This is a genomic window from Alphaproteobacteria bacterium SS10, from assembly GCA_019192455.1.
In the GTDB taxonomy this organism is placed as follows: domain Bacteria; phylum Pseudomonadota; class Alphaproteobacteria; order TMED2; family TMED2; genus TMED2.
On the sequence record JAHCML010000003.1, the window covers coordinates 638,656 to 661,761 of the forward strand.

Here is a 23,106-nt window from a genome sequence, read left to right on the forward strand (position 1 = left end):
TTTCTAATCCAGGTTTGGGGGGCTTTGTTATGAAAAGAAGCATATTAGCCGTTGTTCTGTTTTCACTGCCAGCTGTTGCCAACGCTCAGCAGTCCGTTTGCGGTGATGTCTACCGGAATGCTGTCAGAGATGTTCAGATTGAGGCGAACTCTTCTTCAATCTGGAACTCAATTTTTGACGATAACTGCAAGTCATCGGGGCAGCTGAAAACACGAGACAGTTATGCTGGCCTTGATGTTGTGGTTAAGAGTCTACCGCTTTCCTTCTCTGGTGGAGCCACTGAGACTAAGACACGACTGGAAAGTTTCTGTCGAAGTTATCAATCCGAGCGTTATTCCAACAACGAGAGCTCAAGTTTTTCAAATTCAGTCGTAACTACTGCACTTGAAAGCCTAAATAAATGTATAGCTCTTGAGAGTAAAAATATATTTGTTAATCATGCTGCGCTCCAGACAAGATCTTCATTTAATGTCAACTTTACTGCTTAAGCAGATTTGCGTCTTCAGGGGGTTCTTGTCGATGACGGGATGACCTGTACGGTCAAAGATCCTTCGGGCAATCAGGTTCCAGCCCATACCAATCTTGAGTTCACTTATTCGGAAAGCTTTTCAGCTTTTTGTGGACGCGAGTCCGTAGTTAGTAACGGTAGTGAATACTTTCCATCTACGGGTGTGAGTTTTGAGTTTAACCGAGGAACTTACACAATGAAGTATCCCAGAGAGTCTCGTATGTCTTTGGAGTATGCGTCTGACCTTGAAGCTCAGCTTGAGAGCATCAGAAACTCTATGAAATCAATGGAAAGTGAGCTTAATAATCAGGCGAAATCAATTGCTGGCGAGCAAAAAAGTCGAGTAGACAGCGTAGCTATACTGCGAAGCAGTATTCGTGCTCAGGTTTATCCCGTACAGACTGGTGAAAGAGCATTAGATCGCCGGAACTTTCTGCATGTTGGTTGCGGTACGACAATTGAAGATTGGTCTAGACGCAAATGCGGGCGGCGTGCCTTTACGATTTCTAAGACGCATCAACATGGCGGCAATAAGTGTGGCTACTCTTATTACTTTGTGACATGTACCCAAAGATAAGACCTCTCAATTGAGCAAGAGTTTTTCAGACTCTAGCAGGCTCGACTGGTTTATTGAGTTTGAATCTCCTCCGCCTAATCACCATCGTCTTCACCGCTGTCACGCTGATCGTTATTGGCGATACAGCAGGGAAGTTGTTGGGGCAGGCTGGGGTTGAGCCTTTTGTGGTGGCCTGGTCGCGCTTTGCCATTGGCGTTTTGTTGGTCCTGCCGTTTTGTGGGCTGACCCGGGCCGATCTGCCCAGCTTTAAGGATTGGCGGGTGGTGTTTCGGGGCGCGCTGATCACCGCCGCCATCTGCTGTATCCTCACCGCGCTGACGACCGAGCCGATTGCCAATGTATTTGGCGCCTTCTTTATCGGACCGGTTATCTCCTACATCCTGGCGATCCTGTTTCTGGGTGAGCGGCCATCTGGGCGACGCAGTGTGATGCTGGCCGTTGGGTTCCTCGGCGTCATGCTGGTGGTCAAGCCCGGCTTTGGTGCCTCCATCGGCATGGTCTTCGCGCTTGCCGCCGGGTGTTTGCACGGCACCTATCTGGTCATGACCCGGGTGACGGCGACCAGCATCCGCCCGCGCTTCCTGCTGTTCTCCCAGCTCGCCATTGGGGCGGTAGTGTTGACGCCGATTGGTGTCAGCCTGCCCATGCCGTTTCCGGTGCTAGAACCGGATTGGTATTTGGCCTGGCTGATTGTGTTGAGCGCGCTGGGCTCCGCCCTCGGCAATTACATGCTGGTGATCGCCAATAAACAGGCCGAGGCCAGCCTGATCGCGCCCCTGATCTACACCAAGCTGATCTCGGCCACCGTGCTCGGCATCATCGTCTTCGGCGATTGGCCGGATCTGATCGCCTTGGCTGGCCTCATCCTCATCCTGACCTCCGGCATCGGGTCGTTGTTCTTTAGTCAGACGAAGCCTGCTGCGGCCCAGGCGGGCGGCGCCGCGACAGGGCGTTGATATCCACACGAATGAATACCGCTCTTCCTGCTTTCTAAAGACAGGCGTAGACCCCGCGTTTGAGATGCTGCATACGCAACTTTTTTAAACGGGCCGCCCTTGAGCACCCCGGCAGGAAATGACCGGCGGGCGGGTAGATCCAGTGCAGGGAATAAGGGCAGGGAACAACGCCATGACAGATCCACGCGCCAGCAACACCAAAGACCTCGGCACCTTAGAACTGGTGAAGCCACATGAAGGCCCGGTTCGCGCAACCCTCCATGATGGTGAGGCGCCAGCCTATACCGGCCATTATGAGCGGCTGCTGCTCGGCGTGGGCCAGGCGCGCGACGGTTCCCTCTCTGTCACCTCGGTTGAGAAGCAGGGGATGAGCCTGCAAGACGGGCTGATCACCGCTGTCGTTTACTGCCAGAGTTTGAGCATGGACCCGGCCAAGATGCAGGGGCCAGGCGGTCAGCTTGAAAAGGGGGAGATGTTCGGTGTTGAGTTTACCGCCGGTGGTCCCCTGCAAGGCAAAGTGGTCAGCACCTTTGGTTATGACAATGGTGATGTAATGGCCGCCTTGGACGGGGTTGAGGCCGCCATTGCCGCCAAGACGGGCAGGGCAAAGCCAACCATCGGTGGTGATGAACAACGCATGGCCGGCCGCCTGGGCAGTGGCACCTTCACCTCCATGACCGATGATATGGCGATTACCCATGCGGGGATTAAGGCGGCCGCCGAGCTACCTGAGGCCGATCGCCCCGCCGATATTGAAGAGATCAAAACCCGCTGGACGCGCCTAAAGCAAAGCTCCGTTGGTGTTGGCATGCATGAGGCCAACCCAAGCAAGGCTGCCGACCCGCTCAACACCCCGCACCGTGAGGCGGTGAACGCGAAGGCGTTGGAATGGTCCGGTTTCCGCCGTGAGCTAAAGCGTGCCGGCATCGTGACCGAAGCAACCGTGGCCGCCGTCGCCACCAAAACCGCCGAGCGCCGCGCCACGATGTAAGGCGGGCTGACCGGGGCGTACTCTGATGCCTGCTAAAAGCGTGCTTAGGCCGCGTTCCCACAGTCTGTGACCTGCATCGCCGGTTAAGTGTTTCCCGCTTTCGGCGGCTTGGGGTCTAGTCCGATCCGAACCTCCTCTCCCCCGGTCAGTAATGGCCTGTAAGGTTTGTGACGCGACATGCCCCAAGACACGTCCCCTGTGCCCCCTGGTTCTGTTCCTGAACAAGGTCAACTTGTCCTCGGCGTTGATCAGGACCGGAAATCCTACGCAACCCTGACCCCAGATCGCGATCCCAAGGCTGACACCGCCAAGGGCCGGGTGATCATTGGGCTCGGCATTGGGCCGGACCGTCAGTTGGTCGTTACCTCCCTGCGCCAAGAGAGTGAGCTCTACCGTCAGGCGGCTGAGGGGATGCCAGCCGAAACCCAGCGCATGATCACTGAAATCGCCGAGCGTCCGCGCGAGCAGGCGCAGATCGCCGGGGTGAAGTTTACCGTTGGCGCATCAGCCGAGGGTGAGGTTGTGGATACCGGCGTCTTCGACGCCCGCCAGACCCAGGCGTCGCTAGCGAAGNTTGAGGCTGAGCTTGCCGGTACTCCACTTGGTCGCCGCGCCCAGCCGCTTCTCATCGGTGGTGGGCAACAGCGTGCCGAGGCGGCTAAGACCGTGGCAGCGCTTGATGAGATTGAGGCGCTGTCGGATGAGCTGCATGCCAGCCTGGATGCGGCGCCAGACGATATGCCCATCGATGAAACGCCGGACGCTGATGGCCAATCCCCAATTGCCGTACTGGTGCACAAGATGCAGTTGCTAGATCTCGATCTGCGGCGCCTGGATCTAGCTTCCGGCGACCCGGCCCATGACGCCCTACCCAGCGTCACCACCCAACGCGGTGTGGTGCGGGAATCCGTCGATAGCTTCCGCGCCCTGCTGGATGCGACCAAGGCAGTTGTGACGCCGGCCGAAGATCCAGCCAAGGACGGGCCAGATGCGGCGCCCGGCGGGATAAAGCCGGGTAACTAGTCGCTAGCCCGTCCATTCACCGGCGGGAAACAATCTCTTCCCAATTGCGTGGCTGGTCGTTTTGGCCTGCTAGAGCCATTGTCTATCCCAAGCGAAACACGGGCGCGCCTTGCATGATGGCAGCACCCCAATCGGATGGAGATTTGATGATGACTAAAAGCGTTCTGCGAATTGACAGTTCAGCCCGTTATGAAGGGTCCGTGACCCGTGATCTGGCTGACCGCCTGGTGGCCCAGCTGACCGAAGATGGCGGTGCGGTGGTGACCCGTGACCTCTCGGTTAACGCGCCCTCCTTCGTCAATGAAGCCTGGGTTGGTGCGAATTTCACCGACGCGGCTGAGCGTACGGAAGAACAGGTACAGCTGCTCGTAGAGTCTGAAGCGCTGGTGCAGGAGCTCGAGGCTGCCGATACCTTGGTGATTGGCGTGCCAATCTATAACTTTGGTGTACCCGCTGCGCTCAAAGCTTGGGTTGATATGGTGGCCCGTGCGCGCCGCACCTTCCGCTATACTGAGAATGGGCCCGAGGGGCTGCTGACCGGTAAGAAGGCCTATCTGGTTGTTGCCTCCGGTGGCACGGCCGCCGGTAGCGAGATCGACTTCGCCACCGGCTATATGCGCCATGTGTTGGGCTTTATCGGGATCACTGATGTGACCCTGATCGCGGCTGACCAGCTAATGGTCGATCAGGACGCGGCCTTGGCCAAGGCAGATGCCGCCCTGGCCGCCGCCGCTTAAGCCCTAGAAGGTCAGAATTGTGAGCTCACCGGGATCGGCAACCCCGGTGAGTAGGATTGTGCCCTCCGAGGTCTCAAGCACCAGGCCGCGATTGTTGGTGTTGATATCGATCACAATGGCGGGCCCTAAATCGATCACATCACCGGCGTGATAGTCGGCGATGACGTCGCGGCCGAAATCGGTGCCAAAGCTGAAGACATCATTACCGGCATTGCCGAACAGGGTGTCATTGCCCCGATTGCCAAGGATCAGGTCATTGCCAGCACCGGCGATGATGACATCGTCGCCGATATTCCCGCAGATCGTATCATCGCCCAAATTGCCAAGCAGGGTGTCGTCATCCTGACCACCATAGAGGGCATCACTACCCTGCCCACCGAACATCAGGTCCTGGCCTAGATTGCCGTAGATGTCGTCATCCCCGGCATTGCCATAGAGGATGTCATGGCCGCGATTGCCCGACAGGGTGTCCTGTCCGGTGCCGCCATTGCCCTGATCATTGCCCTGGCCACCGAACAGGCGATCACCATCGGCGCCACCATCGACATTATCGGCACCCTGATTGCCATAGATGATATCGCGCCCGGCACCGCCGTTGAGGATATCGGCATCATCCCCACCGTCGAGTGTATCGCTGCCGTTATCGCCCTCAAGCTGGTCCTGGCCTCCGGCACCGACTAGCCAATCATTCCCGCCCTCGCCGAGCAGGAGGTTGCGGCCCTCACCACCAAAGAGGTTATCGCCAGCCTCACTACCGCCTAGGCGGTCATAGGCGAAGAACACCTCATCCTGGATGGTATCGATATCGGTGTTGGCCTCAATCACGTCGGCCAGGGTGGTGTCCCATAACGCCTCAATCTCCTCATCCGTCAGCTGGCTGCCGCCCTCACTCCAGAACGGGTCGCCATCGCGGATGCGGGTGAATTGGTCGACGATGATAAAGGCGAACAACTCGCCTAGCAGGCCACCCTCAACCGCATCTTCGGCCAGGCCGCCAACCCAGGCATCGACCAGGTCAACATCGCCATAGAGTGCCTCAAGCTGTGCCGCCAATGCGGCATCAGAGGTGATGTCGGAGAAGCTCTCAGCCCTTGCGAGGCCCAGGGACTCTCGAAGGTCGTTATAGCTCGCAACGCCGAGGTCACGGCCACGCTGAATGTTGATAGCAGCAAGGTCGAGGCCGATATCCCCCTCAGCGGCGAAGAGGAAGGAGCGCACATCCTCAACCACCATGGTGTCGACCTCATTGGCGGTACCATCGGCTAGGCCGGTTAGGATCGGATCAATGCCGCCATTCTCATAAATCTCAGTCGGGTTAAAGAAGGCCTGCTGCAAGGTCAGGTTACCGGCATCGATCACCGATCCATCCTCATTCAGCCGCTGTACCGTGGAGGAGAGGAGGGAATGGCCGAACCTGAACGCAGCGGTGGAGAATTCAACCGCGATGCCTGGGTTCACCGACGCATCATAGCCCTCATAGGCCTCAATAGTGCCCTCGCCGACGAGGATCGGTAGGAACTCGTTAAAGGTGATGGCCTGGATTTCAGCCTCAACCCGGGCGCGGGCGCCGGCAAACAGCTCCTCATCCGTCCAATCTGGGTTCTCAGCCTTCAATTCATCAACCCAGCGATTGTGTTCGCGGACAAAGAGCGTATGGAGGGAGGTGAGGGCCACATTCTCTGCTGCCCGAACATCACCGGCCAATACGCCGCCCTCTGTCTCTAGCAGCAGCTCATCCTCATCCAACGCCAGATACGGCCCATCACCCAGTAAAGACGCGGCCACTTCAGGATCAGAGCTGTAGACCATGCCCGCATCGATGAAGGCGGTAATCTCATTCGCGTATTCGCGCGGTGTTGTCTCGCCCGTGCCATCCACCGGATCAACGCGGGTGAAGGTAATGATGGCGGGATCATCCTCGGTGCTATTGAAGACGGGATCGCCCGGGAACACGATGATGGGGGAGAATTCGGTTTCCCCAGCTTCAGTGAGGTCCAGATCATGGTCGATGAACTGGCCCCAGGCCCAGAGGAAGTCACTGGCACCTGCAACATTGGGGATCGCCTCTTCAGTCTGTTCTGACACCACATTTGAGATCAGCCGCGCATTGGGTCGATCATCGACCATCTCGCTAATGCCATCGGCGAAATCAGCCGGGGCATAGCGCAGCAGGGTTTGATGCACCGCCCCCCAATCTGGTTCATCTTCCACGGTACCGGTGCCGTCTACTGGAACGCCTGGACGGGACATAAGCCCAACTCCTCTTAACTCTCTCAATATCTCGATCGACCAGTCTTTGGTGGTCGTCGATTGCCTCGCGAGCGGGAGTATCGGACAGGGTCGCTGAACGCTGGCTGAGCCATCCATTCAGCTTGTGTTCATCTGGATTGATGGTGCATCTACTGGGTGCCGGTAATCACTGAGAAATCAGCAATCACGATTATGAAACCCAAAGCTCTCTGTTTTTCAGGGCTTGGCGCATTCGCGGTTCTTCTTGTTGGGCTGTTAAGCATGGGCACCGCCTTGGCGCACAATGTGACGCCTGGTGATGCCGGATACATCCAAGAGATCTGGGGTGTGCACCTAATCCCCTTCGCCTATCTGGGGGCGAAGCATATGGTTACCGGCTACGACCACATTCTGTTTCTGCTGGGCGTCGTTTTCTTCCTCTATCGGATGAAAGATGTGGCGATCTATGTCAGCCTTTTCGCCATTGGCCACTCGATCACCATGCTGGCCGGTGTCTGGTTTGGCTGGGGCGTGAATGCCTTCATCATCGATGCCATTATTGGTCTGTCGGTCGTCTACAAGGCGCTCGACAATCTTGGCGCCTATCAGCGTTGGTTCGGCTTTCAGCCCAATACGAAGGCCGCGACACTGATCTTTGGTCTGTTCCATGGAACTGGCCTTGCCACCAAGATCCTGGATTATCAGATCGCTGAGGAAGGGTTGTTGCCCAACCTGCTTGCCTTCAATGTTGGCGTTGAGATCGGTCAGATCCTGGCCCTGGCGGTGATCTTGATTGTCATGGGGTATTGGCGTCGATCAGCGGCGTTCTTCCGCCAGGCCTATACGGCCAATGTGGTGATGATGTTCCTTGGTTTTGTGCTGACCGGCTACCAGCTCGCCGGTTACGTCTTTAGTTCTTGAGGTTGATGACGATGTTCAACACGGAGAAACCCAGCCTGGAGGAGTTGCCAAGCTCGGCACAGCTGCTTCGCTCAACGATTATTGCCTTTATTGGCGCTGTCGCAATTCTGGTGGCTGTCGTGCTACCGGCCGAATACGGCGTTGACCCCACTGGAATTGGTGGCGTTCTCGGCCTGACCGAGATGGGGGAGATTAAGCAAGAGCTGGAGGAGGAGGCAGCGCAAGATCGCCTGCTGCACCAACAATCAGATCAACGGTCGAGCTTATGGGATGGTGTGCTGGGGCTGTTTGTCAGCACGGCTTATGCCCAGGATGCTTGGCAGGATACGATAACCTTCACGTTAGAGCCGGGCGCCTCAACCGAGGTCAAGATGGTCATGGCGCACGAAGACCTGGCTGAGTACGACTGGGTCGCGAGTGGTGGGCGGATCAATTTTGATCTGCACGCCCATGGTGATGGACAATCAATCACCTATGAGAAGGGGCGAGGGGAGACGGCCGGCAACGGTTGGATTGAGGCACCATTCCCTGGTGAGCATGGCTGGTTCTGGCGTAACCGCGATAAGAGCCCTGTGACCGTCACCTTGAGACTGCGCGGGATGTATAGCGAAGTCGTCAGATAGAAATCGTTGAGCCTTAAAACCAACAACGGCCCCACCGAATGGCAGGGCCGTTGTTTTGGTTTCCGCCTGGGGAGATAGGCGCAACAAAGTCGTTGTTCAGTACCTTACATAACCGCGCCAGGGACGCGTCGTTGTTCGGTCTTTGCCTTAGGGCGTTCAGCGCCTAGTGCGTCCAGGCCGACAGTCTCGTCGGTGGTTGCCTTCGGTTTATCGTCACGAGCACCTTCAGGTCCGCTTGAGAACCTCTTCATTGCCATCTCCATCATCAGTGGTGGGGTTTGGGTGGCTGTAGACCTAATGGGTTGGTTGGTGCAGTCAATCCAAAATAAGGCGAAAAAGTGGCAAATATGGCTTTCTTGGTGGATGAACGGTGTTTCTTAATTTTCATCCGCTTTTCTGTGCGCGGCCCCACCTAGACGTGATGGGGTCAGAGATCTGAAATGGGTGTGTTGGCCGTGCTTCGTCGCTATCCTGACCGGACCATCTTTTTGAGAGCTATCTGATGTCCCTATCGGCTCGGCTTGCCGTCTTTTTGTTGGTTCCAATGCTTACAGCGGCCCCGGTGATTGGTGCGGTGAAACCTTCCCATGCGCAGGAAGCATCGGGCACCGCCGAGGCGGCGGCGGCTTCCGTCCTGGTTCAATGGGCCATGGGCTGGGTGTTCCGGACGTTAGAGACGGTTGAGATCCCGCCTGATGCCCTGAGCGCGCTAGGCGCGACAGATATTGAGACGGTCAAACAACTGCTGGGCCAAGTGCGCAGTGTCGATGAGGCCAATGAGATGCTGGATATGCTGAAGGGCCAGCTAACCGCCCAGCAGCGCCAGCAACTTGCCAAAACCAGACGCGGGGTAGAGGACGGTCTGAAACGTTTTTCCCTGTCTCAGCGCGACGCGATCTATGAGGGCATCGCAGGTGCTTTGCCCGGTTTCATCGCCAAGCATCCCGAGGTCAAACACTTCATCCCCGGTGTGATGGGGGAGTTTGGCATCGATTGGCGGGATATCACCGATCACCTGCCGCGCGATGTTCGGCGCGATATCAATCGCAGTGGCTAACGCCAGTGTTTCTGGTGACTGGCATCCGCCTTGCTTGCCAAATCCACTCTTCGATCAAGCAATAACGGACGTTTATGGGCGAGCAACCAACTGCAGATAATGGTGCCAATGGCCTGCCAATAGAGGCCGCGCAGCTGCGGGATGGTATTGCCCAGCTTGGCCAACAAATGCAGACCGTCAGCAAAGACTTCGAGCGGCTTTTCCCGGCGCTTGAGCAAACGCTGCGAAGCGTGGCCCATAACGCGGGGACGCTTGCAGATGCCGCATCCAAAGTCGCGGATAGTGTGGATGCCGCCGCCACTGCATTCCGCGCCAACATGCCCAACCAACCAACCTTGGATTGTGCGCGTTCATGCCATGCCTGTTGCCATCTATATGTGAAGATGCCGCCTGGCTTTGCTGAGCTAATCGCCGATTATGTGATCAATCATTTCAGTGAGGATCAGCTGGCCTCGCTTAAAGAAGACCTCGCCGTAGCTGCCGAGAAAGAGCGTGTTGCCGACCCAAGCGGCTTTGGCTATCGCAACCCATGTCCAATGTTAGGGGAGGACCGTTCCTGCCGAATTTATCCGGTGCGCCCCCTGTCTTGCCGGTCCTTTACCTCAAGCTCTCGCCCGCAATGCGATGCCATGGCGTTTGGTGGGCAGACCAATGCCGAGATTGACCAACAACCAACGCTGGTTGGGTTCTATGGGATCGCCACCAAGGTTCTGGAAGACGCCGCGACGGCGCAGGGTTTACCTGCTGATCAGCAGACCTTGTCGGTTGCCGTTCTGGCCGCATTGAACGAGCGGCTCGCCGCTTAGGCTGGTGGCTCACCCTCAGGGTGCGCGAGGCAGATGATGTGGCCGTCAGGGTCCTGTAGATACAGCTCCATCATCCCATACCATTGCAGCGCTGGGTCTTTGACGATGTGCGCCGGATCAAGGCGGTCCAGCACGGCCTTATGGTCAAAGCCAGCGAAGTAAATGACGTTGGTCCGGTTCGGTGCCGCCGCTGCATCACAGCCGGGCAGCTCAGACGCCAGGCTCTCAGCTTCTTGCAGCATGAGCCGTGCGCCATCCCAACCCAGATCGGCAAACACCACGCCCTCATATCCGCCATCGGTTTTCAGCTCACGGTCAGGTGTGACCGCCATGTTGAGCGTCAGCCCAAGCGTATTGCAGTAGAACGCCAGGGAACGGGCCATGTCGGCGACCTTAAGATTGGGGATGATCATGGTTGGGTGTCTCTTAGTTTCGCTGGGCTTAGTGAATTACATCGATAATCGAAGCCGGTGCATATTGCATTAGGCTTGCCGCTTCTTACATCTGAGTATCTGTCGGCGCTGGGTTCCAAGTGTCGGTAATCAAACAAAACTTCAGCTTGATGAGGGATGATCCATGGCCATCACTGTTGCAACTGATTTGAGTGCACGATCCGACTACGCCGTTGCCCGGGCAACCATGCTGGCCGACCAGATGAAGACAAGTGCCGTGGCCCTGCACGCCATTGATGGCAACCTGCCGGGTAGCTACCGCGATCATGCCGTTGAGTGGGCGGAGAGCACGTGGTCATCAACCGGCAGCAAGCTGCCGCTGAGTGTAAAGCAGGGTGTCCCGGCCGATGTGATTATGGGCGCGGCAAACGGTGATGATTGCGACCTGCTGGTCTATGGCGTTCATGGCGCGGATGATGCCGATCGCAACAAGGCGCGCGCCTTTCGTTGGACCACTGCGGGCCGTTCAATCGCCGGGACCATGACGCCAACCCTGTTGGTTACGGGGGCTGCTGATGCCGCCTATCGCCGGGTCGTTGTTGGCATCGACTTCTCCGTCTTCTCACAACTTGCACTGGACCAGGCCCGGGTCATCGCCCCGGATGCCATGCTGCATCTGGTCCATGCGTTCCACCCGCCATTTACCGGCCTTGCGGGCGCAGATTTGGCCGAGGACGTGGCCTATCAACGGCAGCTGGAAATCGACGCGTTCATTAAGGGTCAGCTGGCCGATCTAACTGAAACGGTTGGCGACGAGGTCAGCAGCCATATCGTGGCCGGCGATCCTGCTGATGCCCTGCGCCAGGTTTGCCATCAACAACAGGCCGATTTGTTGGTCATCGCCACCCATGGCCGCGGCACCTTCTCCCGTGCGATTTGGGGCAGTGTGGCCGAGGACATCCTTAACGCGCCCCCTTGCGACGTGCTGGTGATCAAGCCAATCAGCGCCTGATACCCGCTACCAACTAGCAAGTTTTCGACAGCTTCTTGGCTTTCGGGTGTGTTGCTTTCAACAAACCCTGCCAAACCAGACGCTTGAGCTGACCGAGTATTCGGTCACCCGATAGTCGCGAGGGCGTCATGGCTGCGTCGGATGATGATAACGGTTGGGATGATGAGGATGAGGCACCCGTGGTTGCCGATCCTTACGACGATCCTGATGAGTGGGATGACGCCGAGGACCTGAAAACCAATGATGGTTCGGAGTTTGGTATAGGCGGCCAGGGTTTAGAGACCGTCGCCTTGGTACTAAACGATGGCGACCTGCCCGCCCAGTTCCTTAACGGCACGGCTGTTTCCGCAGATAGCACCGGCCAAGAGGTGATGACCGCGATCATCGCCGATAGCAATGAGGCGGCCGGTTATGAAGCCGTCGCGCGTCTTGGCTTCACCGCAGATAATGGCCGCCTGGTGCTCGCCATCGATGATGATGTGGTCGAGCTGCAATCCTTTGCCCTAGATCGTCATGAGAGCCCGGGTGATGAGCTTCAGCCAGGGCAACAGCAGTTCCTGATGCGCATGGTGGATGCCGAACAGACCACCTGGCTGATGCATGTCATCACGCCAGAACGGCAGTTGGGCAGCTTGACCGGCTTTATGCGCACCCTCGCCCAGCAGGGTGAGATGGAAGTTCTGCAGCCAACCATCTGGCAAGAGAATGCTGCCGAGACACCGGAATTGCTGGCCGTACGCCCCGAAACCGTAAGCCGTGTCGACGTACTGCCGCATCCGAGTGGTGAGGGGTGGGCCATGGTGTTGGAGCATCATGAGGATGCCAGCCACGGCTACCAGTTTGATCGTGCAGCCGACGCCATCGATGCGATGAATGATGTCCTGCAAGGCTTAGGGCGGCCAGTCACCAGGCTGAATGCGTTCTATCATGACTTGGAAGATGGCCGGTCACGTCAGTTCGATCTGGATGAGCCAGATCTGGACGGCACTGCCGAAGCACCAGAATTGCCCGCGGTGGAGACGGTGCACTTCTCAGCCATTTTGGGGAACGCCCCGGACCTGCCAAAGGTTGTTGGCGATGTGGTCCTGGAGCCGGATTGGATTAAGTTCAACAGGCCACAGCCATCAGCCTCAATTGAAGGCACGCGCGCCGTGGTTGATCAGATGATCTATCCGGTTGGCCGGTCCGATCCGCACCCGCTGGACATGGGCGTGGCAGCACCGGCGGAGCCGCCGGTCGCACCCAAAGCGTAAATCAGACAGTTTGAATTGAAGCCAGATGCCGCCCGATTACATCTTCGGGCGGCTAGGGTCTGGTGCCGCGGTGTGGTGTGGCGGCTCTGGGGCGCCTTCACGAAGGGCAACGAATTCAATCTCCGTCATCCGCGCGCTTAAGCTTGCGCCCTCATTCGCGGCCTCATGGGCATAAGCAGCAGCACGAAGGGCGCCGGTGGCTTGAATTGCTAGAGCCTGGCTCGTCATCGATGGGCCGTTCACATTGAGTGACGCTTCGATGTCGTTGATGTCGCTCAGCGTGGCCCGCACATGGTCCACGAACCGCTTATCAAAGAAGGCGTCATTGGCCTTAACCGGCTTGGTCATGGCGGCGGCGATGCTTTGGCTTTTGGCCGTGACAGCGGCTTCAGGGGTTTGGCTTGGGTCAACCAAATGGCCGCCAACCGCGAGTGCTTTCTGTTGAACGATTGGGTTCTGTTCACCCATCCCAACCGCAGCCCGGCCGAGTAGGTCGAGGGCGCGGATCATTTCCCGCTGACGGCGAACCGGGGTTTCGTTCGGGCGCTCACCAACTCTAGGCATGATCGCCGATTGCAGCGCGTGCCGTGCCTCGGTCAGGTATGCCTCAGGCGTGTCGGGGCGGATGGCTTCAACAGAGATGGCAACATCACGATATTGGGCAGAGTTCTGAAGCGCTGCTTCAACGTCGTTTCGGTTTCTGGCGGTCAGGCGCATGGGGGCTCTTTGGTCTTGTTATCGAAGTCTTATTCAAGAGCGCGAGGGCGGTTGCGACGCGTTGTGTTCTTATTAGTTAATACGCCGCGCGCCTCGCTTGATCCGGGTATGAGCGATGTTGATGAAAGTGGCAAAGCGGGCTGTGATCGCGTGGTGCGGCCAAAAATCTTTCTAGGGTATTGTTTTTAAATAGAAAGATATGGTTTTTTGGAGGTCCAATTGTTTTCGAAACTTAAACAAAAATCGGAAAAAATACGGAATTGAATGCCTAACTGTTCATATTGCGGAAACGATGATCTTACGGGCCGGGTTGGTCGGGCGTATCGTAAATAGGATTCGCGTTTTTTCTTTCGCTCCTTAGGCGCAAGCTTCAGAATACAAGCGTTCAACACTGATCACGCCCGCCCTACAGCATGTCCAACAACCCCGACAATTCGGACCCATTTGGTGATGGCCCGCCAGAGGATGATGCGCCAGGCAGCTATGGTGTTCTGACTGAAATTCCACGCAACCGGCGCAGCCAGTTCCTGGATGATGGCGCGAGCATTCCTGATCACGGCCAGGTGGTGATGCCGGCGGTTCTGGTTCTGCCCCATGGTCTAGGGCCGCAGCTGCGCGGGGCGGAGATGATTTCCCCCCTAGCCAGCCATGAAGAGATTTGGCGCGGCCGCAACTACCCTGCCACCGATCCCAAAACCCAATCCCATAACCGTCTCTATGTGAATGAGGAGACGGGAGAGATTGAGGTTGATCGCAATGGCATCGCCCGTATCGATACGTTGGTCCTCAATGATGATGAGCCAATTGATCCGAAGCCAGGCATGAAGAACCTGTCAGTTCAGGCGATTGATGAGCAGGACCGGGTCTGGGCGCTAGACCTAAGGATGGCCGAGGGGCGTCGCGGTGCCATTGCCAAGGAAGTGGCAGAGATCGCCAAACGCGGTGGGATGATAATCTTGCAGCCAGAGCTGTTTGAGCGAAATTCCGGCAGCATGGATGGCTTTATCGCCATTGATCCAAAGGCAGTGCCAGTTGTCTCCATCTACCCGAATGAAGAGTCCGGCTGGGTCATGGAGTTAAAGCGCGGCAAGGGCGACGGCGTTTTGTTTGAGTTTTCATCCGGGGCCAAGGCGCTGGATGCCATGGCCTACACGGTGAGCCAATTGGGGCGAAGTGTGGATTACGCTACCGTCACCTCCCTTGATGCTGATGGGGCCGAGATTGAACACAGCATGTTCACTGCCGAAGAGGCCGGGCGGGCCAAGGCCGATATGTTTGACAATCATCCCGAACGGCCAGAAATCTCGATCATGCTCTATGATCACCCGGCACAACGGTCCGCCGCCAACGATGCCTTGCCCGGCCAGGTTGAGGGGGTTGGCTTAAACCCAAATTGGTTAAGCAGCATTGCGCGCCTAGATAACCGGGTGAGTGCGGTGACACGCCTTGCTGAGATTGCGGTCTATCCCAATGGCCGTGGGCAACCCCATCCGATGGATAAGCCCGATGGCCCTAAAACCGATGAGGCTGAGATTCGCCGGGATTTGGGGGCGCGAGGGCGCCTAGTGGACAAAAAATTTTTATATTAGAGAACCGTTGGTGACCTACCCGCGTAAACGATCAAAACAACATCGCGGGGCATCACTCCAACTTCTAAAAATCCCTCAATGGAGATGATGACCATGACCATCAAATCACTAGCCATTGCCGCCGCCCTTGCTGCGACGACCGCGCTTTCGGCCCTACCGGCAAAGGCCGCCGACATCGTTGATGTCGCCGCCAGCAATGCCTCCTTCACGACCCTGGTTGCCGCGGTTAAGGCCGCCGACCTGGTTGAGACGCTTAAGAGCCCGGGCCCATTCACGGTCTTTGCCCCAACGGATGAGGCGTTCGCCGCCCTGCCTGATGGAACCGTTGAAATGCTGTTGAAGCCAGAGAACAAGGATCAGCTGATTGCGGTTCTGACCTACCATGTGGTCCCTGGCGCGGTGACCGCATCTGATGTGGTGAAGCTTGATGAGGCGGAGACGGTTCAGGGCCAGTCTGTTGATATCGAGGTCAAGAACGGCAAGGTGACCGTTGATGGCGCGAAGGTGATTCAGACCGATATCACCACCACCAATGGTGTGATCCACGTCATCGATAAGGTGATCCTGCCGAAGGGCTAAGCCACTTGGGCTAATCAGGTTAACAGGGCTGTTGCCGGTCGGGACCGGTGGTGGCCCTGTTTGTTTTTGGCTGTATCGCAGATGCTGTTGTTCTGGAGGCATCGCGATATGCTCCGCCCATGTCACGCAACGCCCCTACCATCAAGCTGTTATCTGTTCCGGCTCTCCTACTGCTTGGCGCCTGTACCGTCGTGCGCTCAGGCGGGACGGGGGCAGAGTATGGAGGCGTCAGCGCTGTGCCACAGGACGCCGATGTTGAGTTCATGACCAGCATCGGCCCTGGTTGGGCCTATGCCCGCGAGGGCGGCGGCTTTGTGGTGCGTCTACCGAGTGTGGGTGAGTTCAACATGCCCGGTGAAGAGCTAACCGCCAGCTTCAGTGATGATGTGCCAAGCACCGCCGGGCCTGTTGATTTCACTGTCATCGAGTATCGAAGCGGTGGTTGTGAGCGGGGTTACATTGGCGTTTTAGCCACCCAGCCAACCCCACAGTTTTACAAGCTCGGCGACTGCAAAACCCAGTTAAGCATCCTGCGCCGTGATAACTCTGGCGACCCCGTTGGTTTGTTAGAAACAGCAACCGATCGGCCGGTTTATGCCATCTATCCAGATCGGGTGGCGCTGCTGGATCAAGGGCTGGCGCCCGCGCCATTGCCGGGGGCTAAGCCGGACCCTAATATTGACCCTGGTGCGTCTGCCACGGCCCGGCCAGCATCTCCAGCCCAACCATTCGAGGTTCCGCCCATTGGTCGTCTCGAGATTGAATAGGTTGAGGCGCCACGGGGCAACCCGCCCAAAGATTGCCAAGGGGCTGCCGATCCTGTTCTGGTGCAGCCTGCTCTACCTGGTGACAGAGCTTGCCTTCGCCGCACAGCTGCTTGAGCTGGCCGGCAGCCGGATTAGTGAGGATCAGCTAAACCGTGTCGAAGCGGTGGGCCGTAGCCTGAGCGGCATTGCCGTCGCCTTGTTCATTATTGGCTGGTTGGTAAAACGCGATTGGTCCCGCGCGCTTAAAGGTGTCTTGATACCGGTCACGCTGATCTTAAGCATCGTCGTTGTGTGGGTGATCCAGGAGGTCATTGTTGCGACTGCTGTCACCACGATGGATCTGGAGCAGACCAACCGGGCCATGGTTCTGGTGCGGGCAACCGACTTGGTTCGTGAGGGACATATTGAGATCAAGTCCCTCGACCTATCAGCGGAGGTGTTACGCACACCGACCGGCCTCTCTTTCATGGCAATGTTTCCGATGTTGGCGCTGGGCAGCCAGTCGATTGAAGCGGAGATTGAGCCGATCCTGGATAATGCCATTCGACGCTCACTGATCCTCGATTGTGAGGAGGATGTTGAGGGCATGATGCCCATCCCATGCCTGGGCACTCCAGCCCAGTTTGCCGAGGAGCATTGGCCAGAAATCGCTGAGGGGCTGGAAGAGCTTTATCAACGCTATGATGAGGCGAGACGCCCAGTTGTCGACCCCGATGCCGCCGATATCGATGCCGCTTTTGAGACGGCCTGGGGGCGCTATCAACGGGATATGCGCCGTAATCGCTTGGATGCGTCGACCCGCCATCATAGACGGGTCCGGACCACCTTGCGCCGCCAGGGGCTCGATGTGCCGGACAGCTGGGCCCTCGATGATCAAGCTGGTTTCCGGCGCGCGGTTCGCGACCGGTATATGGAGCAAGCCCGGGAACGCTGGGAGGATCAGCATCGGTTCAAGCCCGAATGGCGCAGAATTTCACCCGATTTGGGCAGAGCCGGTTTCTTCCGTCATCCAGCAACCTTAGAGACGATTTGGGCTGATTGGGGGATTGATCATGAGCGACTTGAGAAGCGCCCACCGCCCATCTTGACCCCAAAAATATCAGTACGGGATTTGGCCAGTTTGGTGCATGCCCCGCTGCTTAGCTACATACTCGAGCTTGAGCGGGATGCACTTCGTGATTATACGCTGCGGATTGATAACAAAGCCTGGGGTAAGCGGTCAGAGAATGCCCGGAAATGGACCGTTATTCCGCCCATGGCCTTGGCCTTCTCGGTTATCGGCGCACTGGCCCATGTCATTAAAGTTGCTGGCTTTTTTCTTGTCCTGGTGATGCCACGCCGCTGGGCCGTCGGCCTGCCAACCCTGGCGGTGATCCTGGCCAGCATCTGGGTGTATCAGGAGCCCAATCCAATCATCGATAGTCAGGCCTATCAAGCGCTTGCCGATGCCACGGGCGCGCAGTTTGGCGCCGCCGTCGAGGTGCCAATTCACTATACGATTCAGGTGGAACGGCACATGTATCCGGTCGGCGCGGCAATCCGGCGCTATGCCTTGTTCAACATCGATTTCACGGCCTGGTAGGGCGGTGGAACCTAGAAGTTGTAGCGGAGCCCGATGAAGATATCGTGGGAGATGAAGTCATCTGCCTCAAGCACCGCGCCGCTGGCAAAGGCTGCGGTCTCAATCTCACCTAGATCGCTGTAGCGATAGATCAGATCACCGGTCAGGCCCTTATAGATCGGGAAGTTAATCCCGGCGCTTAGGTGCCAGATGAAGCTGGTCTCATCCCGGGAGTTCTCTTCCAGAATACCGCCGGTGGGGAAGATGAACAGGCCATCGATCTCATGCTGGGCAAAGCCGAAGCCACCACCAACGCTAAGCTTCAATGGTGAGGCGGTTTCAAACTCATGCAGCGTGAAGTCGTAATAGGCGGCGATTGAGCCGGTGTGGCTCTCCACATCGGCGTTGTAAATCTGTTCCGGGCCAAAGGCGCGGGTGTCCACATCATGGCGGAAACGGTAGGTGTAATCGGCCTCCAACCGGATCGGCAGGGTTTCGCTCAATGTGTAGCCAATTGCAATCTGGCCGCCCACGATGACCGAATCTGACGTCTCATCAACAATGCCGGGATCTGTGATGCCGGTGATGCGTGGGGTGTCATTATCGTGGAAGCCGAGCATCGCACGGCCAGCGATGTAGAAACGGTCCTGTGACCAGGCGAACTCCTCAGCCTGCGCCTGTTCTGGGGCGGCGAGGAAGGTCAGGGATAGCAGGGCGGTCGCCAACGAAAATGCCTGGCGCGCTGGGCGTGAAATGAAACGTGTCACGGGCGTAATCGGATTGAATAAAGCTCGAAATCGACAGCGCTAGTTAGCGCCAAACGCCCAGAAACACAACGCGTAGGCCCAGTTTTCCCAAAAATTCTGTAGCCGCGTACACATCTCATCCCTTGTGGGGGCTAATTGCCCCGTCGTCAGCGCCACACAATGTTTGGCGGCTTTCGAGTGGTCCGGGCTGGATCATCCAGTGCTGCTTGAAGGGTGCTGGCGACCGCCATCATGCTCTCGGTCGCCGGGTCCTCAGGCAGTTCGCGAACGATGCTCTTGCCCTGATCGGCCAGTTCCCGAAGCGGCATGGTCAATGGCACCTCGCCGAGGAATGGCAGGCCCTGCGCCTCTGCCTCACTGGCGGCACCGCCATGGCCGAAGATATGGCTCTCATGACCACAGCTGGGGCAGCAGAACACGCTCATATTCTCAATCAGCCCCAGGACTGGGACGGCGACCCGCTCAAACATGGCCATGGCCCGCCTGGCGTCGATAAGCGCTAGATCCTGAGGCGTTGAGACGATCACCGCACCGGTGAGTTTCAGGCGTTGGGACAGGGTCAGCTGAACATCGCCAGTGCCGGGGGGCAGGTCGATGATCAACGCGTCCAGGCTGCCCCATTCCACATCGCGCAGCATTTGCATCAGGGCACCCTGAACCATTGGGCCGCGCCAAACCAACGCCTGGCCTGGCTTGGTCATATTGCCGATGGACATGGTTCGAATGCCGTCGGCATCCATCGGCGCGATACGCTTGTCTTCCGTTAGGTCTGGGCGGCCATCCATCCCGGTTAGGGTTGGTACTGACGGGCCATAGATATCCGCATCCATCAGGCCGACGGTCCAGCCGAGCCGCTGCCAGGCCGCCGCTAGGTTCATGGCCACGGTTGATTTGCCAACGCCGCCCTTACCACTGCCAACCGCGATGATATGGCGGACATTGGGGAAGGCGAGGGTGCCATCACCGGCTGGCGCTTGCGTTGATGCTGGTTGCGCCGCTTGCGGGGCAGGTTTCTTACCAGCCTTTTGGCGGGTCAGCATGACCTGGGCCTGGGCAATGCCATCGGCGCTGTTTAGGGCCGCTTCAACCGCCTGCCGCGCCGTTTCTAAGATTGGACCGTCTTCTGGATTGATCGCGAGTGAGACCCGCACGATTGCGCCATTCTGGCCTTCGTCTTCGATTTGCAGGCCGTCAATTGCCGCAACTTCTGTGATGGGACGAGATGGCTCACCAACGCTCAAACCCTCAATCAGGCTGCGCAGATTATCGGCGGTTGGCTGGGTCATCATGCCTCTCGATTGCGGAAAAATGCGGGCCAAGCAATTGATATTGCCACGACCGTTCCATATAGGTCCGGTGTGACCTACACAGGTTTTCCCACGATCACCATAGCGTCTTAACGGTTTTGTTGAGGCCGCAACCGGTGAGGTGAAGAAGCTGGCCAGCCAGATCATCTGGTCGGTTTTAACAAAAAGGATTGAATGGCGATGCCATGGAACAATCAAGGTGGCTCCGGCGGATCCGGTGGCCCCTGGGGTAACCCACCCAGCGGCGGTGGCGGTAATAAAGGTAGTGGCAACGGTGGCAGCCCATGGGGGCGCCCAACTGGCGGTGGCGGCAATGGCGGCCCCGGCGGCGGTAATCGCCCAAGTGGCGGTCCCGGCACACCACCTGATCTAGAAGATATCTTCCGCAAGGGCCAAGATCGCTTCAAACAAGCGGTTCCCGGCGGTTTTGGCGGTGGTCGCGGCATTGCCGTGATCGGCATCATTTTGGTGGCGCTTTGGGCCGCAACCGGTTTCTACCGGGTCCAGCCTGATGAGAATGGCGTCGTCCTGCGCTTTGGTGAGTGGAACCGAACCACACCACCGGGCCTGCACTATGCTTTTCCATTCCCGATTGAGACAGTTGAGAAGCCAAGGGTAACCCGGGTCAACACGCTTGAGATTGGGTTCCGCTCAACCGGTGGTGCGCCGCGTACCTTCACCAGCACCCGGAATACCCAGCGTGCTGGCCAGTACACCGATGTGCCGGAAGAGAGCCTTATGCTCACCGGTGATGAGAACATCATCGATATCGACTTCGCCGTTCAGTGGCGGATCAGCGATGCCCGCGACTTCCTGTTCAACATTCGTCGTCCCGACCAGACCGTGCAACGCGCGGCTGAGAGTGCGATGCGTGAGGTGATCGGCCGGACCGATCTGCAACTCGCCCTGACTGAGGCGCGTAGTGAGATTGAGGTTCAAACCCGCGAGATAACTCAAGAGCTGCTCGATAGCTACGAGGCGGGCGTGGAGATCACCACGGTCCAGCTGCAGGATGTGAAAGCACCTGGCGCTGTGATTGACGCCTTCGATGACGTGCAACGGGCCCGGGCTGACCGGGAGCGGGCACGGAACGAGGCGGAGGCCTATCGCAACGATATTATCCCACGGGCCCGTGGTACGGCTGAGCGCCTAACGCAAGAGGCACAAGCCTATCGCCAACAGATCGAGGCGAAGGCACGTGGTGATGCCGAGCGTTTCAACCAGATCCTGCAAGCCTATACTGAGTCAAAGGACGTCACCCTGCGTCGTCTCTACCTTGAGACGCTGGAAGAGGTCCTGGCCAATTCCAATAAGGTGATTGTTGAGAATGGTGCCGGTGGCGGCGGTGGTGGCGGCGGTGTCGTCCCATACCTGCCGCTTGATCAGCTCAATCGTAATGCGCAACAGCGCGCTGGTAACTGAGGGCACGGACAATGAATAACAAGCTATTGGTTACCGTTGGTGTGATCGCAGCTATTGCTGCCTCGGTTATCTACACCGCCGCATTCACGGTCACAGAACGTGAGCAAGCACTGGTTCTGCAGTTTGGTGAGCATAAGCGCACCATCCAGGATCCTGGTCTCCACTTCAAAATCCCGTTCATTCAGAACGTGGTCTACTATGAAGATCGAATCCTCGATCTCGACCCACCGGTTGAGCCGGTGCTGCTGGCTGATCAGAAGCGTTTGCTGATTGATACCTTCGCTCGCTATCGCATCGAAGATCCCCTGACCTTCTTCCAGGCCGTGACGTTTGAACAGAACGCCCAACAGCGTCTGAACAACTTCGTTAACGGTGCGCTGCGGAGCACGCTGGGTAATGCAACCTTGGTTGATCTGCTCTCTGAAGAGCGGGTCGAGATGATGACCCAGATTAAAGACCGGGTGCAGGATGAAGCCCGTGATCTTGGTATCGAGATTGTGGATGTTCGGATCCGCCGCGCTGATCTGCCGGAAGAGACCAGTGAAGCGATCTATCAGCGAATGCGCTCAGAGCGTGAGCGGGAAGCCGCTGAGTTCCGTGCACAAGGTGAGGAACTGTCCCAACAGATCCGCTCCCGTGCTGATCGTGAAGTGACGGTAATTGAGGCTGAAGCCCAACGTGATGCCGAGATCACCCGCGGTGAGGGCGACCAAACCGCCATTCGGATCTACGCTGACGCATTCGATAAGGATCCAGAGTTCTACGCGTTCTATCGCAGCCTTGAGGCGTATCGGAAGGCATTGAGCGATAGCAGCACCACGCTGCTGCTCTCACCGGACAGCGACTTCTTTAAGTTCTTTGGTGACATTGATGGCGGTCTTGAGGGCCTGCCTAACCTCAGTCGCCAATCGAACTGATCTCATCAGATTAGGCAAACGGGGCGTCATTGGCGCCCCGTTTTGTTTTCAGGCACAGGCATGGTGGATTTGGCTGGTGTTAGACTTCGCAGATGTTCTGAAGGCGATTGCGCTGGTGATGTTGTTGGAAGGGGTGGCCTACGCCCTCTTTCCTGATGCCATGCGCAACGCGATGCGCCAGATGCTAAGCCTGCCGAATGAGGCGTTGCGCCTAATGGGCATGATTGCAGTCACCCTGGCGGTCTGTGTTCTGTGGCTAATGGGGAATTATCTGGGCGGAAGTTAGCCCGCGTTTGCCTTGTTCGGGGCTGTTTGTCGCGCCAATCCGCCCTAATCTCGCCGGGTTTTTCCCATCTCCTGAATGTGACCGATCAATTGCTGCTCATGCTATTGTT

Annotated in this window: 22 protein-coding genes; 16 read left to right on the plus strand and 6 right to left on the minus strand. The window is 57.6% G+C overall.

What is annotated here, in order from left to right; genetic code table 11:
- The first annotated feature begins 1,138 nt into the window (after positions 1 to 1,138).
- From KI792_03380 to KI792_03390, 3 genes are all read left to right on the plus strand, one after another.
- Entirely contained in the window at positions 1,139 to 2,041 is a 903-nt protein-coding gene (locus KI792_03380) for a DMT family transporter (protein MBV6632057.1), read from the plus strand.
- A 172-nt stretch (positions 2,042 to 2,213) separates the two neighbouring features.
- Positions 2,214 to 3,032 (plus strand): hypothetical protein, encoded by an 819-nt coding sequence (locus KI792_03385; protein ID MBV6632058.1) that lies wholly within the window; start codon positions 2,214 to 2,216, stop codon positions 3,030 to 3,032.
- 1,172 nt (positions 3,033 to 4,204) lie between these two features.
- On the plus strand, positions 4,205 to 4,792 hold the full coding sequence (locus tag KI792_03390; GenBank protein ID MBV6632059.1) for an NAD(P)H-dependent oxidoreductase: 588 nt from the start codon (positions 4,205 to 4,207) through the stop codon (positions 4,790 to 4,792).
- A gap of 3 nt (positions 4,793 to 4,795) precedes the next feature.
- Here KI792_03390 and KI792_03395 read toward each other — a convergent pair whose 3' ends face one another.
- Positions 4,796 to 7,042, minus strand: a complete 2,247-nt coding sequence (locus KI792_03395) for a peroxidase (protein ID MBV6632060.1) — start codon at positions 7,040 to 7,042, stop codon at positions 4,796 to 4,798.
- A gap of 192 nt (positions 7,043 to 7,234) precedes the next feature.
- Between KI792_03395 and KI792_03400 the strand changes: the two genes are divergently transcribed.
- Complete coding sequence (locus tag KI792_03400) at positions 7,235 to 7,942, plus strand: HupE/UreJ family protein (GenBank protein MBV6632061.1); 708 nt, start codon at positions 7,235 to 7,237, stop codon at positions 7,940 to 7,942.
- 11 nt (positions 7,943 to 7,953) lie between these two features.
- A complete protein-coding gene (locus tag KI792_03405) occupies positions 7,954 to 8,565 on the plus strand; it encodes a transmembrane anchor protein (GenBank protein MBV6632062.1) in 612 nt (203 codons plus the stop codon).
- Between the two features lie 104 nt (positions 8,566 to 8,669).
- Here KI792_03405 and KI792_03410 read toward each other — a convergent pair whose 3' ends face one another.
- Positions 8,670 to 8,816 (minus strand): hypothetical protein, encoded by a 147-nt coding sequence (locus KI792_03410; GenBank protein MBV6632063.1) that lies wholly within the window; start codon positions 8,814 to 8,816, stop codon positions 8,670 to 8,672.
- 251 nt (positions 8,817 to 9,067) lie between these two features.
- Here KI792_03410 and KI792_03415 point away from each other — a divergent pair, with 251 nt between their 5' ends.
- Together KI792_03415 and KI792_03420 are read left to right on the plus strand one after the other, a co-directional pair.
- The gene (locus KI792_03415) at positions 9,068 to 9,622 is read left to right on the plus strand and encodes a hypothetical protein (GenBank protein ID MBV6632064.1); all 555 of its coding nucleotides are present in this window, start codon (positions 9,068 to 9,070) and stop codon (positions 9,620 to 9,622) included.
- 74 nt (positions 9,623 to 9,696) lie between these two features.
- Entirely contained in the window at positions 9,697 to 10,428 is a 732-nt protein-coding gene (locus KI792_03420; GenBank protein ID MBV6632065.1) for a YkgJ family cysteine cluster protein, read from the plus strand.
- On the opposite strand, the gene KI792_03425 is transcribed toward KI792_03420, so the two are convergent.
- Positions 10,425 to 10,841, minus strand: coding sequence for a VOC family protein (locus KI792_03425; protein ID MBV6632066.1), 417 nt, complete (start codon positions 10,839 to 10,841; stop codon positions 10,425 to 10,427). The genes KI792_03420 and KI792_03425 overlap by 4 nt on opposite strands.
- Positions 10,842 to 11,004: 163 nt before the next feature.
- Between KI792_03425 and KI792_03430 the strand changes: the two genes are divergently transcribed.
- Positions 11,005 to 11,832: a universal stress protein gene (locus tag KI792_03430; GenBank protein MBV6632067.1), complete on the plus strand. Its 828-nt coding sequence runs from the start codon at positions 11,005 to 11,007 to the stop codon at positions 11,830 to 11,832.
- A gap of 128 nt (positions 11,833 to 11,960) precedes the next feature.
- A complete protein-coding gene (locus KI792_03435) occupies positions 11,961 to 13,085 on the plus strand; it encodes a hypothetical protein (protein MBV6632068.1) in 1,125 nt (374 codons plus the stop codon).
- A gap of 36 nt (positions 13,086 to 13,121) precedes the next feature.
- Here KI792_03435 and KI792_03440 read toward each other — a convergent pair whose 3' ends face one another.
- Complete coding sequence (locus tag KI792_03440; GenBank protein ID MBV6632069.1) at positions 13,122 to 13,802, minus strand: hypothetical protein; 681 nt, start codon at positions 13,800 to 13,802, stop codon at positions 13,122 to 13,124.
- A gap of 413 nt (positions 13,803 to 14,215) precedes the next feature.
- Between KI792_03440 and KI792_03445 the strand changes: the two genes are divergently transcribed.
- The 4 genes from KI792_03445 to KI792_03460 all read left to right on the plus strand — a co-directional run bounded on the left by KI792_03445 (position 14,216) and on the right by KI792_03460 (position 18,319).
- The gene (locus tag KI792_03445) at positions 14,216 to 15,391 is read left to right on the plus strand and encodes a hypothetical protein (protein MBV6632070.1); all 1,176 of its coding nucleotides are present in this window, start codon (positions 14,216 to 14,218) and stop codon (positions 15,389 to 15,391) included.
- A 78-nt stretch (positions 15,392 to 15,469) separates the two neighbouring features.
- Positions 15,470 to 15,970 (plus strand): fasciclin domain-containing protein, encoded by a 501-nt coding sequence (locus tag KI792_03450; protein ID MBV6632071.1) that lies wholly within the window; start codon positions 15,470 to 15,472, stop codon positions 15,968 to 15,970.
- Positions 15,971 to 16,089: 119 nt separating this feature from the next.
- Positions 16,090 to 16,737, plus strand: coding sequence for a hypothetical protein (locus KI792_03455; protein ID MBV6632072.1), 648 nt, complete (start codon positions 16,090 to 16,092; stop codon positions 16,735 to 16,737).
- Between the two features lies 1 nt (position 16,738).
- Positions 16,739 to 18,319: a hypothetical protein gene (locus KI792_03460; protein ID MBV6632073.1), complete on the plus strand. Its 1,581-nt coding sequence runs from the start codon at positions 16,739 to 16,741 to the stop codon at positions 18,317 to 18,319.
- Positions 18,320 to 18,330: 11 nt separating this feature from the next.
- On the opposite strand, the gene KI792_03465 is transcribed toward KI792_03460, so the two are convergent.
- Both KI792_03465 and KI792_03470 read right to left on the minus strand, forming a co-directional pair.
- Complete coding sequence (locus tag KI792_03465) at positions 18,331 to 19,065, minus strand: porin family protein (protein MBV6632074.1); 735 nt, start codon at positions 19,063 to 19,065, stop codon at positions 18,331 to 18,333.
- 146 nt (positions 19,066 to 19,211) lie between these two features.
- Entirely contained in the window at positions 19,212 to 20,105 is an 894-nt protein-coding gene (locus KI792_03470; protein ID MBV6632075.1) for an Mrp/NBP35 family ATP-binding protein, read from the minus strand.
- A 447-nt stretch (positions 20,106 to 20,552) separates the two neighbouring features.
- Here KI792_03470 and hflK point away from each other — a divergent pair, with 447 nt between their 5' ends.
- The 3 genes from hflK (at position 20,553) to KI792_03485 (ending at position 22,997) form a co-directional block, all read left to right on the plus strand.
- On the plus strand, positions 20,553 to 21,794 hold the full coding sequence (hflK, locus tag KI792_03475) for an FtsH protease activity modulator HflK (protein MBV6632076.1): 1,242 nt from the start codon (positions 20,553 to 20,555) through the stop codon (positions 21,792 to 21,794).
- Positions 21,795 to 21,805: 11 nt separating this feature from the next.
- Positions 21,806 to 22,711, plus strand: coding sequence for a protease modulator HflC (hflC, locus tag KI792_03480; protein ID MBV6632077.1), 906 nt, complete (start codon positions 21,806 to 21,808; stop codon positions 22,709 to 22,711).
- 76 nt (positions 22,712 to 22,787) lie between these two features.
- Positions 22,788 to 22,997, plus strand: coding sequence for a DUF2065 domain-containing protein (locus tag KI792_03485; GenBank protein MBV6632078.1), 210 nt, complete (start codon positions 22,788 to 22,790; stop codon positions 22,995 to 22,997).
- Positions 22,998 to 23,106 lie beyond the last annotated feature (109 nt).